Origin of the sequence: Pseudomonas sp. B19(2017), assembly GCF_002113165.1 — a bacterium.
GTDB lineage: Bacteria > Pseudomonadota > Gammaproteobacteria > Pseudomonadales > Pseudomonadaceae > Aquipseudomonas.
Window position 1 is genome coordinate 176768 of the sequence record NZ_NEJR01000007.1, and the last position, 14546, is coordinate 191313.

Below are 14546 nucleotides of genomic sequence, written 5' to 3' on the forward strand. Positions count from 1 at the left end.
ATACCGCGTTGAACTTTGCCGCCCGCGACGTTTCCACCGCATACCTGCTACGAGAAGGGGTGCCAGGATGAAATTCGACCGTTTCGCCCAGTGGCTGGCCAATTGGTCCGGCCGCCCGCTGACCTTTGGCATCGCCTGCCTGCTGATCCTGAGCTGGGCAGTGACCGGGCCGTTGTTCGATTTCAACGACACCTGGCAACTGGTGATCAACACCTCGACCACCATCATCACCTTTCTCATGGTGTTCCTGATTCAGAACACTCAGAACCGCGACAACGACGAACTGCACATCAAGATCGATGAGCTGTTGCGCACCACCCAACAGGCGCACAAGGCGCTGCTGGACCTTGAGGACATGGATCCGGCCGAGCTGCATGCCCTGCGCAAGCAGTACCGGCAGATGGCCGGGCAGGGTGACGATGCGCAGAACACCAAGGAATGAACTGCCAACCCTGGAGGCAAGCATGGCCAGACATATCGTCCACTTCACCGGGCCTATCAATTCATCCACCTGCGGTAACCTGATCAGCACCTGTTCGCGGGCGTTGCAGCAGGGCGCGGAGGTCCTGCAACTGAATATCGCCACCATGGGCGGCGAATGCAGCTACGGGTTTACCTTGTACAACTTTCTGCGGGCATTGCCGGTCGCGGTGCATACCCACAACCTGGGCACGGTGGAATCCATGGGCAACATCCTGTTCCTGGCCGGGGAACGGCGCACCGCATGCAGTTACAGCAAGTTCCTGTTTCATCCGTTCCACTGGACCCTGCACGGCTCGGTCGACCACTCTCGCATGGCCGAGTATGCAATGAGCCTGGACTATGACCTGCGGCTGTACGCCCAGATTGTCGCCGAGCGGACCGAAGGGGCGGACGAGGTACTGGATGTGCCGCGGTATCTGATGGCCTACCCGCGAATACTCGGGCCACGGGAGGCACTGGCGAACGGGATGATCCATGCCATAGACGAGATGCCGATCGAGGTGGAGGCCTGCCAGTGGAGTGTGCATGCCTAGCTGATACCGGTGTCGGCCCCTTCGCGGGCATGCCCGCTCCCTCAGAACTGTACATAACTCATTGAATTAGCGGGGACACTGTGGGAGCGGGCAAGCCCGCGAAGAGGCCTGCACAGGCGAAAAAAGGTTCATCTCACTGACGCCGCCGTCGCCCGGTCACACGCCAGCAACGAGCGGATCAGCAGCTTGATCTCGTCCTTGAGCATGGGCACCTGGTCCGGGTGAGCGAACCGGCAATCAGCAATTTCATGCAGGGCCTTGGGCTGCGGGGCGTCGGCAAACGCCGCCTCGAACACATAATGCATGCGCTGCGCCGCCTCATGGCGCATCAACAAGGTCAGCGATTCGGCCTGTAACCCGGTTTCTTCCAGCAATTCGCGCTCCGCTGCCTGTACCGGCGTCTCGCCGGGTTCGATCTTGCCGCCGGGCAGGGTCCAGGGGGCATTGGGTTTTCTCACCCACAACCATTTGTGGGTTTGTTTGCCATGCCGGCAGATGATGGTTGCGCGATGCTTGACAGGCTTCATTCGAACTCCAGGGTGAATCCTTCATTCCATGAAGTTTCGGCCCCCGGCAGCAATAAACGTTGCGTTGAAACTGACCAGTGGTCAGTAAGGCACCGAGCCGCTCAAGGCTTCGATGGCCTCGACCAGCTCGTCGTAGCCCACCGGCTTGTTCAGGTGCCGGTCGAAGCCCGACTGGCGTGATTTGTACTGGTCGGCGCTGGCGCCATAGCCGGTCAGCGCGATGGCAGGGGTATGGCGCAGGTGCACATAGGCACGCAAGGCCTTGATCAACGCATGGCCGTCCATCACCGGCATGCCGATGTCGGACAGGATGATGTCGTACTCCTCACCGGCAGCGGCTTCCAGGGCTTCACGTGGCTTGCTGAAGGCATTGACAATGGCGTTCTCCATTTCCAGCAGCTCCTGCATCACCGCCAGCACCTCTGCGGAGTCATCCACCAGCAACACGCGTATTCCATTCAGGCGGCCCTCGCTCGGTGGTTCCGAACCCTGCGCACACTGCGGGTGCTGCATTTCGCCAAGGGCCAGGGTGACCGTAAAGGTACAGCCCAGGCCAAGCCCCGGGGAGGTGGCGCGTACGCTACCGCCATGGGCCTCGACCAGTTGCCGTACCAGCGACAGGCCGATGCCCAGGCCCTCGCGACTGTGGCTGGCCTGTTGCGGTGTAGCCTGGCTGAACAGGTCGAAGATGTGCTCGAGGCTGTCGTGGCTCAGGCCTATGCCATGGTCGATCACCTGCAGGCGCGCATGGTCTTCGTCGTGGCTCAGCACCAGGCGTATCTCACTGCCTGCCGGGCTGAACTTGAGTGCGTTGTTCAGCAGGTTCCAGATGATCTGCTCAAGGCGGGTAACGTCACCCTCGATCATCACCGGCTGGTTGTCGGCGGGCAGTTCCAGGCGAACCGTGCAGGGGTGCTGCTCGCTCACGACCACGCCATGGATGCCCTGCAGGACGGCAAGCAGGTCCACAGGCTCCGTCTTGAGTTTCAGTTTGCCGGTGCGAATGCGCGCTACATCCAGCAGGTCGTCGATGATCCGCGCCTGGCTGGTTACCGCGTCGCAGATGGTAGCCACGGCCTTGCTCGCTGCACTGATACTCTTGAGCGACGGCAGGCGGCGCAGGATTTCGGCATTGAGCTGGATCAGGTTGAGGGGGTGCTTGAGCTCGTGGGACATGATGGCGAAGAACTCATCCTTCATGTGGCTGCTGCTCTGCGACTCGGCCAACTGCTTGCTCAGGCGCTCTTCGCCCTGGCGCACGCGTTCCTCGGCCGCATGGCTGCTGCTGATATCGATGAAGGTCAGCACCGTGCCGTCGATTTTCTGTTCGCTGGAGCGGTAGGGCAGCAGGCGAGCCAGGTACCAGTGATCGCCCTGGCCAGCGATTTTACGCTCGATGATGTTCTCGCCCTGGGCCACGGCGCGGGCATCGTCGGCCAGTGCCGGATAATCCAGGCGGTGGGTGATGTCGAGCAGGGAACGGCCGGTATCGACCGGCAGCATGTTGAACAGGTCGGTGGCGCGCGGCGTGAACCAGCGGATATGCAGGTTGCGGTCGACGAACACCGTAGCGATCTCGGTACAGGCGATCAGGTTGCTGAGGTAGTCGTTGACCTTGTCGGTTTCTTCGACCTTGTTCTTCAGCTCGTAGTTGACCGTGAGTAACTCTTCGTTGATCGACTGCAGCTCTTCCTTGCTGGTTTCCAGTTCTTCACTGGCTGATCGCAACTCCTCGTTGATGGCCTGCATCTCTTCGTTGGAGGCTGTCAGCTCCTCGCTGGATACTTCGGACTGCTCGATGGTTTCCTGCAGTTGCAGGCGCGTGCGCTGCAGTTCGCGTTCGAGGTTGTGCAGGACCATGCTGTCGGTCTGGCGGATGCTGCCCGGTATCGGCAAGGACGGATCGGGCGTGCGCTCTTCGAATACGACCAGCAGGCAATCGCTGCCGCCGGGATCATCCTTGTACGGCTGCACGGTGATTTCCACCTGCAGTTTGTCCGCGGTATCCGTCAGTTCGACAGGTCGCGAGGTCACTGCCTCTACCCCTTGCCGCGCCTGGAACAAGGTGCTGCGCAGGGCCAGGCGCAGGGGCGGTAGCACCAGGTTGAGCAGGCTGCGGCTTGGTTCGCCAGCGACCAGTTGCAAGAACCGCCCCACGCCTTCGCTCATGTGCAGGATATTGCCGTCGGTATCGACGATCAGGCTGGGTGGCATGCGACTGGCCAGGGCGCGATGATGCAGCTCGGCGAAGGAAGGGGTGCGGCCGGGCTTGGCTTTGGCCAGTGTTTCCGGTGGTTTACGGGTGACAGCAGTACCAGGCAACTGGCGCCTGGAGTGGCGGCCGCTGTTGCTGGCATCGAGTGCGCGGAAAATGCGGTTGCGTTTGTCCACCGGGGCGAACAGTTCGCTGGCGACATCGGCCGACTCGGATGAACCGAGGAACAGGTAGCCACCCGGACGCAAGGCAAAGTGGAACATCTGCAGGATGTCACGCTGTACCTCGCGGTCGAGGTAGATCAGCAGGTTGCGGCAGACGATCAGGTCGATCTGCGAGAACGGTGGGTCCGACAGCAAATTGTGGCGGGCGAACAGCACCTTCTCGCGCACCTCTTTGCGCACCCGGTAATGCTGGTCTTCCTTGAGGAAGAACTGGCGCAACCGGCTGGGCGGCACGTCGGTGACGATCGATTCGGGGTAAGCGCCACTGCGCGCGATGCCTATTGCGCGTTCGTCCAGGTCAGTGGCGAACACTTGTACCTTGTGCGCGCGCCGTTCCAGCGCCAGCTGCTCGCAAACCAGTATGGCCAGGCTATAGGCCTCTTCACCGGTGGAGCAGCCAGCCGACCAGACGCGGACCTGGTCCGCGCCGTCGGCCATGTCGCGTTCGCAGGCCAACTGTGGCAGTACATAGCGCTCCAAGGCTTCGAAGGCCTCACGATCGCGGAAGAAATTGGTTACACCAATCAGCATGTCGGCCAGCAACGCACTGGATTCCGCGGGATGTTGCTCCAGATAGTGCAGGTAGGCCTTCAGGTCTGCTTGCCCGGTCACATGCAGGCGACGCTCGATGCGCCGCAGCACGGTGGCGCGCTTGTAGTGCTGGAAGTCGTGGCCGGTGTTGCTGCGCAATTGCAGCAGGATTTCCTCGAGCATCGGCTCGCAGGCCTGGGCGTCCCCGGCACGGGTGCCCAAGGCCGGTGGCAAGGTGTCGTCGTCAATTTCCGGGAGCCTGACCTGACGGGCATTGCGCCACAGTTCGAGCAGTTTCTGCGCCATTTCTGCCGCCGGCAGCACCAGGTCGACCATGCCGGTCTCGATGGCGGCGCGCGGCATGCTGTCGTACAGGGCGTCGTCCGGGGTTTGCGCCAGGGTCACGCCGCCTTGCTCCTTGATCCGCGACAGGCCCACGGCGCCATCGGCACCGGTACCGGACAACACCACGCAGAAGGCGTGGTCCTTGTGCACGTCAGCCAGGTCACGGAAGAACAGGTCGATGGCGACATGGTCGCCCCGGCGCCGGTTGGCCGGGGTTACGCGCAGGTAGCCATCGTTGGTGGACAGGCGATTGGCCGGTGAGATCACGTAGATGTGATTGCGCTCGATCGGCACCGGCTCGGTCACCTGGCGCACCGGCATTGGCGTGGTGTCCTGGATGATGCGATCGGCGATGCTCTGGTGGTCGGGGGACAGGTGCAAGACCACGACGAAGGCCATGCCGCAATCGCCGGGCATTTGCCGGAACAGCGTACAGATCGCCTCCAGGCCGCCTGCCGAAGCACCGATGCCCACCACCGGGAAATCCAGGTGGCTAGGGCTGAGCGCCGGGTTCTGGGGCGAGGCAGGTTGCTTGGGGGACGACTTCATGGACGGAGCCTTGTAAAGACCGGAACGTTCCGCCCTGAGCAACATCATCGGGCGTGTGTGTGGCGGGATTATATGCCGTCGCCATGCCGTTGAGACCTCTGCCGGCACAGGAAAGTGCGACTGCCTGCATCCGCGGCCCAAACCTTTTGCCGGCCTGTGTTTGGTGCCACTGGTCAGTTGTCGGCAAAACCATTGAGCAGAGTCTGTGATCGGCGGCTCGGAACCTAGGCATGGCAACCATTCATGCGACCAGCCAACCATCGCAAGGAGATACCACATGGCGCAGGATCAAGAGCGAGCCAGCCAGCGCGGCGGCACCAAGGAAACCAACCCAGGCAATTTTGCCAATGACCGGGAACGTGCCTCCCGCGCGGGGCACAAAGGCGGCCAGGCTTCCGGGGGCAACTTCGCCAACGACCGCCAACGGGCATCGGAGGCCGGTCGCAAAGGCGGCCAGAACAGCCACGGCGGCGGCCGCCAGCAGTGAGTTGAAGGGGTGCCGGACACCCGGCACCCGCAGGGGCCAGGTGCCGGTAAAACACTGCGTAGCGAGGCTGCAAAACCTCTGCTAACTATCGCTCGTCAATTTTATTGAATCTTCTGGCCATGCCCCGATCAACCAGGGTGTCATCCATGGAGAAAAGGAGGCCCCTGCGATGCCTGGCCCACAGCTATACATCATCGACTACCAACTGCATGGCCAGCCGCGCAGTTTCATCATTCGTCTGGAGAAGCTGGACAATGCCGAGGCCTGGCACTGGGCAAGTTGCGATGCGGGCATTGGCATCATTCCCAAGTTCGGGCGCGAAAAAATCAGGAAAGTCAGCAGGCCGATGGCCGAGCGCTACGGGATTACTGCGGTGAGCTGGCGGGTATCCGGCAGCAAGCCGAACCAGTCGGCGGGCGGGCCTGCGGCGACGATGTGATTCCCCGACTCAAATTTCAAAGTTGGCGCGATCCCTGTAGGAGCGGCCTTGTGTCGCGAAAGGGCCGCAACGCGGCCCCTGGATCGATGCGCAACAGCTGAAATTACTGGGGCTGCTGTGCAGCCCTTTCGCGACACAAGGCCGCTCCTACAGGATTGCGCTGGCCGTCTGGTCATGAGTGTCAGGCACCGGATTCGGGGTCGCTGGCCGGTACGCCCGGGCGGTTTTCTTCGTCATCAGTCACATTTGGGTCGGCATCCGGGTCATCTGCGCGGTCATTGCGCCGGTCCGGCTCGAGCTCTGGCCAGTCATCCTGTACGCTGCCACCGCCCATCCTCGGTAAGTCATTCATCTGGCAATCCTCGTGTTCGGTGCTCATTGAATGAGAGTGGCAACGGCCAGGAGAGGTCGATTGACTGCCGACCGCACCTGACCAAAGGTAGCGTCAGGGCTTTTTCAGCACCAGGGTGAGAATGTCGTAGCTGGCGACCAGCTCGCCCAGCTGGTTGGTCACCTCCACATCCCATGCCACCACGCCCTGGGGCTGGCCCAGCGGGCTGGTCTTGCCCTGGTCGATCTTGCGCTTGCAGGTCAGGCGCGCCTGAATGGTGTCACCGATGCCCACCGGGTTGATGAAGCGCAGCGTATCCAGGCCGTAGTTGGCCAGTACCGGGCCAGCACCCGGGGAGACGAACAACCCGGCCGCTGCCGACAACACGAAATAGCCGTGGGCGATGCGCTTGCCGAACTGCGATTCCTTGGCGGCGATCTCGTCGAAATGCATGTAGAAATGGTCACCCGACAGGCAACCGAAGTTGACCAGGTCGGCTTCGGTCACAGTGCGTCGGTGGGTGAGCAGCGACTCGCCGATGCGCAACTGCTCGAAGTAGCGGCGGAACGGGTGCACTTCGGTTTCGATCACTTCGCCACCGCGCACGTATTCGCCGGTTACCGCGGTCAGCATGCTCGGCGAACCCTGTATTGCGGCACGCTGCAGGTAATGTTTGACGGCACGCAGGCCACCCAGCTCTTCACCACCACCCGCGCGGCCCGGGCCCCCGTGCTTGAGCTGCGGCAATGGCGAGCCATGCCCCGTGGATTCCTTGGCCGCCTCGCTGTCGAGTACCAGCAGACGGCCATGCCAGGCGGCGGCCACCGGGATGGCCTTGGCTGCCACGCTGCGGTCGGCGGTGACCAAGGTCGCCACCAGGCTGCCTTTGCCTCGTGCGGCCAGCACCAGGGCTTCATCGAGGTCTTCATAGGCCATCAGCGTGCTGACCGGGCCGAACGCTTCGATATCGTGGGCACCGCCTTCTGCATGCGGGTCGCGGGCCAGCAGCAGGGTCGGGGCAAAGAACGCGCCCTCGGCCACACCCTCGCCACGCGGCGCAAAACCATCGCTGGCGCCGAACAGCTGGTCGCAGCTGTGCAGCAGGTTGCGCACCCGCTCGGCCACGTCGTGCTGCTGGTCGTGGGAGGCAAGGGCGCCCATGCGCACACCTTCCAGTGACGGGTCGCCGACCACTACCTTGGCCAGCCGCTCGCGCAGGCGCGTGGCAACGGCGTCGATGTGCCTGGCCGGTACGATGGCGCGGCGAATGGCGGTGCATTTCTGCCCGGCCTTGGTGGTCATTTCACGGACCACCTCCTTGATGTACAAGTCGAACTCTTCGCTGTCCGGGGTCACGTCCGGGCCGAGGATGGCGCAATTGAGCGAATCGGCTTCGGCGGTGAACGGCACCGAGTTGCGCACCAGGTTCGGCGTGACACGCAATTTGGCGGCGGTGTCGGCGGAGCCGGTGAAGGTCACCACGTCCTGGCCCTGCAGGCGGTCGAGCAGGTCGCCGGTGCTGCCGATCACCAGTTGCAGGCTGCCTTCGGGCAACAACCCGGATGCATTCATCAGGCGCACCACGGCCTCGGTCAGGTAGCTGGTCGAGGTTGCCGGCTTGACGATGCACGGCATGCCGGCGAGGAAGGTCGGGGCGAACTTCTCCAGCATGCCCCAGATGGGGAAGTTGAAGGCGTTGATGTGCACCGCCACGCCGGCGCGCGGCACCAGGATGTGGCTGCCGGCGAAATGGCCTTGCTTGCCCAAGGGGATGGCCGGGCCTTCATGCACCAGGTTGCCCGACGGCAACTCACGGCTGCCAATGCCGGCATAGGAGAACAGCGTGGCGTTGCCGCCTTCGATGTCGATCCAGCTGTCGGCACGGGTGGCGCCGCTGTGGTGGGACAGGGCGTAGAGCTGTTCCTTGCGCTCGGCCAGGTACAGGGCCAGTGCCTTCAGGCGCGCGGCGCGCTGCTGGAAGTCAATGGCCATCAGCGTGGCCAGGCCACGGCCACGGGCAAAGTCCACGGCCTCGGCGAAATCCGGGCGTTCTTCGTGGCTGTAGGCCAGGACGTGGCCATCCAGGGCGCTGCGCAGCGCCTGGGCGCCGTGCTGGCCAAGCCAGCGGCCGGCGATGAAGCTTTGCAGGGTAGGGGCGGCAGACATGCTGTTCTCCAAATGCTGAGGGGCGCTGTTACCACAGCGCCACGGTGTAGCCGATGATCAGGCGGTTTTCGTCCACGGCGTTGGTCAGGCCATTGCCGGAACGGAAGGTGACGTTGCGCCAGCGCAGGCTGACGTCCTTGAACGGGCCGCTCTGGATGACGTAGGTGATGTCGGTGTCGCGCTCACGCTCACGGCCATTGCTGACGGTGGCGGTTTCGGCGTGGCGGCCATCGGTGTAGCGGGTCATGAAGCTCAGGCCGGGGATACCCATGGCGACGAAGTCGTAGTCGTAGCGCACTTGCCAGGAGTCCAGCCCGGCGCGGGTGAAAGTGTTGTAGGTGACCAGGTTGACGGTGAACGGGTCGCCGCCGTTCACGAACGGGAAGGCACTGTCGCCGGACATCTGCTGCCAGGCCGCGGTGAACTTGTGGGCCCGTACGCCGAGGGTGAACATGGCGTTGAAGTTGCGGTTGTCGATGTTGCCGGCACGCTCGGCGCCGTCGTTGCGGCTGTCGAAGTAGCGCAGGTCGGTGCGCAGGCTCACGCCTTCGCCCAGTGGGCGGGTATCGATCAGGCCGACGAACTGCTGGCGGTAGATGTCTTCGAGCTTGGCGTAGTAATAGCTGACGCTGGTTTGCGGGGTGATGGCGTAGCTGCCGCCACCGAAGTCCAGGTGGTCGCTGCTGGCGGCGCCGTAGCCGATGTCGTCGCGGCCAGAGGAATCACGCAGGTTGGCCTTGGTCAGGCGGCCAGCGTTGAAGGTCAGGCCGGCCAGGTCCTGGCTGGTGAGCAGCCCACCTTGGAACGTGGAGGCCAGCAGGCGGGTGTCGTTGTACACCACCACCGGCAGGATCGGTTGCAAGGTACCCAGGCGCAGGGTGCTCTTGGCCACCCGCACCTTGCCGGTCAGGCCCAGTTCGCTGTAGTCATCGACCGGTTCGTGGCTGTTCGGGCCGAACGGCAGCAGGCCGGTATTGCGGCGGTCGCGGCTGGAGTCGAGCTTGATGCCCAGCTGGCCCATGGCGTCGACACCAAAGCCGACCGGGCCGTCGGTGAAGCCCGACTCCAGCTTGGCGGTAAAGCCCTGGCCCCATTCCTCGGCCTTGGCCTGCGGCGCGTTGCTCTGGCGGAAGTCGCGGTTGAGGTAGTGGTTGCGCAGCTCAAGCCGGGCGTGGCTGTCGCCGATGAAATCTGCCATGGCCGGCAGCGGCAGGGCGAGGGTGGCCAGCCAGGCGGCCGAAATGAAGTGCGTGCGGTTCATTGTTGTTGTTTTACCCGACATGGTTGTTCTTCCCTGATGGTCAGTGCTTGCTGGCGCCGGCAGCGCCGATTCCGGTCATGGAGCGGATGAACTGGGCCAGGTAGCGGCCACGTTCCTGGCTGGCGCGTTCGGAGCTGTCGGTGACGGAGAACACCCAGGCGCCGAGGAAGGCCAGGCTCATGGAGAACAGCGCCGGGTTGCTGTAGGGGAACAGCGCTGTTTCGTTATGCAGCACGTTGACCCACACCGCCGGGCCCAGCACCACCAGCAGCACCGCCGAGACCAGGCCGGCCATGCTGCCGCACACCGCGCCGCGGGTGGTCAGGCCTTTCCAGAACATCGAGAGCAGCAGCACCGGGAAGTTGACCGACGCGGCCACGGCCAGCACCAGGCCGGAGAGGAACGCGATGTTCTGCGACTCGAACATCAGGCCAAGAATGACCGCCAGCAGGCCGATCAGCAGGGTGGCGAGACGCGACACGCGCATTTCCTCCTGCTCGCTGGCTTTGCCCTGGCGCACCACGCAGGCATACAGGTCGTGGGAAACTGCCGATGCACCGGACAGCGCCAGGCCGGCGACCACCGCCAGGATGGTGGCGAAGGCAACGGCGGAGATGAAGCCGAGGAACAGATTGCCACCCACGGCCTGGGCCAGGTGCACAGCGACCATGTTGCCGCCGCCGATGATCGCGCCGGTGGCGTCACGGTAGGACGGCTCGGTGCCGACCATGACGATGGCACCAAAGCCGATGACGATCAGCAGCAGGTAGAAGTAGCCGATGAACCCGGTGGCATAGAACACGCTCTTGCGCGCTTCCTTGGCATCGCTGACGGTGAAGAAACGCATCAGGATATGCGGCAGCCCGGCGGTCCCGAACATCATGCCCAGGCCCAGGGAAATGGCATCCACCGGGTTGGACAGCAAGCCGCCCGGGGCCATGATCGCCTGGCCCTTGGCATGCACGGCCACGGCGCTGGCGAACATCACCTCGGTGCTGAAGCCGAAATGCTTGAGCACCATGAAGGCCATGAAGCTGGTGCCCGACAGCAGCATTACCGCCTTGATGATCTGTACCCAGGTGGTGGCGAGCATGCCGCCGAAGGTGACGTAGGCGACCATCAGCACGCCGACCAGCATCACCGCGTACAGGTAGCTGATGCCGAACAGCAGTTCGATCAGCTTGCCGGCACCGACCATCTGCGCCACCAGGTACATCAGCGCCACCACCAGCGTGCCAAAGGCCGAGGTCAGGCGCACCGGGGTTTGCGCCAGGCGGTAGCTGACCACGTCGGCGAAGGTGTACTTGCCCAGGTTACGCAGGCGTTCGGCAATCAGGAACAGGATGATCGGCCAGCCGGCCAGTACGCCCAGGGCATACAGCAGGCCGTCGTAGCCGTTCATGAACATCATCGCCGAAATGCCCAGGAACGATGCGGCACTGATCATGTCACCGGCGATCGCCAGGCCGTTCTGCATGCCGGTCAGGCCACCGCCGGCGGTGTAGAAGTCGCTGGCCGAGCGGGTGCGCATGGCGGCCCAGCGGGTGACCAGCAGGGTGAAGCAGACGAACACCATGAACATCGAGATGGCGGTCCAGTTCATTGTGCGCACTCCTGCTTGACCTTGTCGTTGAGCGGGTCGAGCACGTTGTTGGCGCGGTGCACGTAGATACCGGTCAGGGCGAAGGACAGCAGCACCATCAATACGCCCACCAGCATGCCGACGGTGGTGACGCCACCGCTGAGGGACTGGCCGAGGGTGCTGGGGGAAAACGCCACCAGCAGGACGAAGCCGTAGTAGATCACCAGCATGGCCAGGGTCAGGCTGCCGTTGAGGCGGCGTTTGCGCTGCACCAGGTGCTGGAAGTCGGGGTGGTTGGCGATGCTTTCGATGCGTTCGGGTGTCATGGGTTGCGATCTCTGGGTGTTGTAATTGTTTTGTTGAGGTCACGCGGGTGTTGCGGTGTTGCTCAGGGCCTCTTCGCGGGCATGCCCGCTCCCACAGGTGCGGCGGTGTGCCTGAGGCTTGTGCTATTCCTGTGGGAGCGGGCGCGCCTGCGAAAAAGGCGACGCGGTTTCAGAGTTGGTCGAAATCGAGGACCACCTTGTCGCTCACCGGGTAGCTCTGGCACGACAGCACATACCCGGCCGCTACTTCGTAGTCCTCCAGGGCATGGTTGCTGTCCATTTCCACTTCGCCCTCGATAACCCGGCACTTGCAGGTCGAGCACACGCCGGCTTTGCACGAATAAGGCAGTTCGGCGCCGATGGCGTTGCCGGCGTCCAGCACGTTCCGGGTGTTGCGTGGCAGGTCGAAGGTGAGGGCGCGGCCGTCGCTGATCACGGTGATGTGGCTGAGCGCCGAGTCCACCTGGCGCGCGGCCTCGCGGGCTTCACGACGGGCTTCATTACCGGCGGCGGCAAACAGCTCGAAATGGATGCGTTCCTTGGCCAGGCCATTGGCACGCAGGCTGTCGCGTACGGTCTCGGTCATTGCCTGCGGGCCGCAGATGAACGCTGCATCCAGGCTGGCAACGTCCAGCCAGCGCGAGAACAACTGCCCGCACTTGTCGGCATCGATGCGACCGTTGTACAGGTCGACATCCTGTTGTTCGCGGCTGAACACGAAAATCAGGTTCAGGCGGTCGAGGTAACGGTTTTTCAGGTCTTCCAGCTTGTCGCGGAACAGTGCGCCGGAGCTGGAGCGGTTGCCGTACAGCAAGGTGAAGCGGCTTTCTGGTTCACTGGCCAGCGTCGTGGCGATGATCGACAAAATCGGGGTAATGCCGCTGCCGGCAGCCACGCCGAGGTAGTTGCCCCGGCGGGCCGGATCGAGCGGCACGAAGAAGCTGCCCGACGGCGGCATCACGTCCAGCTGCTGGCCGGCCTTGAGCAGGTCATTGGCAAATGCCGAGAAACGCCCGCCAGGCACGCGCTTTACCGCCACACGCAGCTCGCCGTCCTGCACGGCGCTGCAAATGGAATAGGAACGGCGGACTTCTTCGTTGTCCAGTTGGGTACGCATGACCAGGTACTGGCCCTGGGTGAAACGGAACTGTGCCTTCAGGTGCTCGGGTACGTCGAAGGCAATCGACACCGCATCGCGGGTCTCGTTACGCACTTGCTTGATGGTAAGGCTGTGAAACTGGCTCATGGCATTCTCCACGGCTCAAATGCATTTGAAATAGTCGAACGGCTCCAGGCACTCGCGGCAGCGGTACAGCGCCTTGCAGGCCGTGGAGCCGAACTGGCTGAGCAATTCGGTATGGGCGCTGCCGCACTGCGGGCAGCACACCTGGAGCGCCTCGCCGAGCAGGCTGCGCTTGCTGGCGCTGCCCTGTGGCGGGGCGATGCCGTAGGCGCGCAGGCGCTCGCGGCCCAGTTCGCTGATCCAGTCGGTGCTCCAGGCCGGGGTCAGCCGGCGCTCAAGAACCGGCGCGGGAAAACCGGCCTGCTCCAGCGCCTGGCGGATATCGCCCTCGATCACCTCGGTGGCCGGGCAACCGGAGTAGGTCGGCGTGACGACCAGGTGCAGGTGGCCGCCGTGCCAGCCGAGGTCGCGCACGATCCCCAGATCGACCACGCTGACCACGGGCACTTCCGGGTCCATGACCTGGGCCAGTACCGCCCAGGCTCGGGCCAGGTCGTCGCCGCGTGGCGCGCGGGCGCCACGGTCGCCGGCAATCAGCTCACCAGGTTGCATCGGGGTACGCCCTCGGCAGGAACTGCATCTCGGCCAGCAGCAGGCCCAGGTGCTCGGTGTGCAGGCCTTTGCGACCGTCCAGGTAAAAGTGGCTGGCGGCCTTGGGCAGCGGCAGCTCGACCGAAGCGAAGGTCTCGCCAACCTGCTTGAGCCAGGCCGCGCCGACGGCGGCGGGGTCTGCAGCGACACCTGCTTGCGCCAGGAGCACTTCATTGTCGCTACCGGCGGCCAGTTCGACAGTGAAACGCCACAGCGCCGGAATGGCCGCGAGCATGCGTTGGCGGCTTTCTTCGGTGCCCCCGCCCAGCCGTTGTACCCACTCGCTGGAGCGGCGCAGGTGGTAGGTGACTTCCTTCAGGGCCTTGCCGGCGATACCGGCGATACGCTCGTCGTTCGAGCCGACCAGGCCCTGAAGCACGGCGAAATGCCAGGCGTCATAAAAGAACTGCTTGGTCATGGTCACGGCGAAATCGCCGTTGGGCTGTTCGACCAGCAGCAGGTTGCGATAGGCCCGCTCGTCACGGCGGAAGGCCAGGGCGTCGGCGTCACGGCCGTCATCGAGCAGCTCGGCGGCATAGTCCAGCCAGTTGCGCGCCTGGCCGACCAGGTCGAGACCGACGTTCATCAGGGCCAGTTCTTCTTCGATGGCCGGTGCGCGGCCGCACCATTCGCAAAGGCGCTGGCCCTGCACCAGGGCACTATCGCCGAGCAGCAGCAGGTAGGGGACAAGAGCTTCGTTGTGCATGGCCAAC

14 protein-coding genes are annotated in these 14546 nt (G+C 63.8%); 4 read left to right on the plus strand and 10 right to left on the minus strand.

What is annotated here, in order from left to right; translation table 11 throughout:
- Positions 1-67: 67 nt before the first annotated feature.
- Together CAF70_RS12730 and CAF70_RS12735 are read left to right on the plus strand one after the other, a co-directional pair.
- Positions 68-442 carry a low affinity iron permease family protein gene (locus CAF70_RS12730; protein ID WP_085625062.1) on the plus strand — a complete coding sequence of 125 codons (375 nt, stop codon included), beginning with the start codon at positions 68-70 and terminating at the stop codon, positions 440-442.
- Positions 443-464: 22 nt separating this feature from the next.
- Positions 465-1016 (plus strand): ATP-dependent Clp protease proteolytic subunit, encoded by a 552-nt coding sequence (locus CAF70_RS12735; protein ID WP_085625064.1) that lies wholly within the window; start codon positions 465-467, stop codon positions 1014-1016.
- A 128-nt stretch (positions 1017-1144) separates the two neighbouring features.
- On the opposite strand, the gene CAF70_RS12740 is transcribed toward CAF70_RS12735, so the two are convergent.
- Complete coding sequence (locus CAF70_RS12740; protein ID WP_085625066.1) at positions 1145-1543, minus strand: NUDIX hydrolase; 399 nt, start codon at positions 1541-1543, stop codon at positions 1145-1147.
- An 81-nt stretch (positions 1544-1624) separates the two neighbouring features.
- The gene (locus CAF70_RS12745; RefSeq protein WP_085625069.1) at positions 1625-5407 is read right to left on the minus strand and encodes a CheR family methyltransferase; all 3783 of its coding nucleotides are present in this window, start codon (positions 5405-5407) and stop codon (positions 1625-1627) included.
- A gap of 277 nt (positions 5408-5684) precedes the next feature.
- On the opposite strand from CAF70_RS12745, the gene CAF70_RS12750 reads away from it, so the two are divergent.
- The gene (locus CAF70_RS12750; RefSeq protein WP_085625071.1) at positions 5685-5894 is read left to right on the plus strand and encodes a general stress protein; all 210 of its coding nucleotides are present in this window, start codon (positions 5685-5687) and stop codon (positions 5892-5894) included.
- Positions 5895-6063: 169 nt separating this feature from the next.
- Positions 6064-6333: a DUF6555 family protein gene (locus tag CAF70_RS12755; protein WP_085625073.1), complete on the plus strand. Its 270-nt coding sequence runs from the start codon at positions 6064-6066 to the stop codon at positions 6331-6333.
- Between the two features lie 181 nt (positions 6334-6514).
- Here the strand turns inward: CAF70_RS12755 and CAF70_RS27580 are convergent, their stop codons facing one another.
- The 8 genes from CAF70_RS27580 to paaC form a co-directional block, all read right to left on the minus strand.
- On the minus strand, positions 6515-6685 hold the full coding sequence (locus tag CAF70_RS27580) for a hypothetical protein (RefSeq protein ID WP_158090312.1): 171 nt from the start codon (positions 6683-6685) through the stop codon (positions 6515-6517).
- A gap of 93 nt (positions 6686-6778) precedes the next feature.
- Positions 6779-8830: a phenylacetic acid degradation bifunctional protein PaaZ gene (paaZ, locus tag CAF70_RS12760; protein ID WP_085625075.1), complete on the minus strand. Its 2052-nt coding sequence runs from the start codon at positions 8828-8830 to the stop codon at positions 6779-6781.
- A 28-nt stretch (positions 8831-8858) separates the two neighbouring features.
- Entirely contained in the window at positions 8859-10091 is a 1233-nt protein-coding gene (locus tag CAF70_RS12765) for an OprD family porin (protein ID WP_085625077.1), read from the minus strand.
- A gap of 40 nt (positions 10092-10131) precedes the next feature.
- Positions 10132-11796, minus strand: a complete 1665-nt coding sequence (locus tag CAF70_RS12770; RefSeq protein WP_371915953.1) for a cation acetate symporter — start codon at positions 11794-11796, stop codon at positions 10132-10134.
- The gene (locus CAF70_RS12775) at positions 11691-11999 is read right to left on the minus strand and encodes a DUF485 domain-containing protein (RefSeq protein ID WP_004376242.1); all 309 of its coding nucleotides are present in this window, start codon (positions 11997-11999) and stop codon (positions 11691-11693) included. Before CAF70_RS12775 ends, CAF70_RS12770 begins: the two co-directional genes overlap by 106 nt.
- Before the next feature lie 169 nt (positions 12000-12168).
- Positions 12169-13245: a 1,2-phenylacetyl-CoA epoxidase subunit PaaE gene (gene paaE / locus CAF70_RS12780; protein ID WP_085625081.1), complete on the minus strand. Its 1077-nt coding sequence runs from the start codon at positions 13243-13245 to the stop codon at positions 12169-12171.
- 15 nt (positions 13246-13260) lie between these two features.
- A complete protein-coding gene (paaD, locus tag CAF70_RS12785) occupies positions 13261-13794 on the minus strand; it encodes a 1,2-phenylacetyl-CoA epoxidase subunit PaaD (protein WP_085625083.1) in 534 nt (177 codons plus the stop codon).
- Entirely contained in the window at positions 13781-14539 is a 759-nt protein-coding gene (gene paaC / locus CAF70_RS12790) for a 1,2-phenylacetyl-CoA epoxidase subunit PaaC (RefSeq protein ID WP_085625086.1), read from the minus strand. The genes paaD and paaC overlap by 14 nt, the downstream gene beginning before the upstream one ends.
- Positions 14540-14546: the final 7 nt, after the last annotated feature.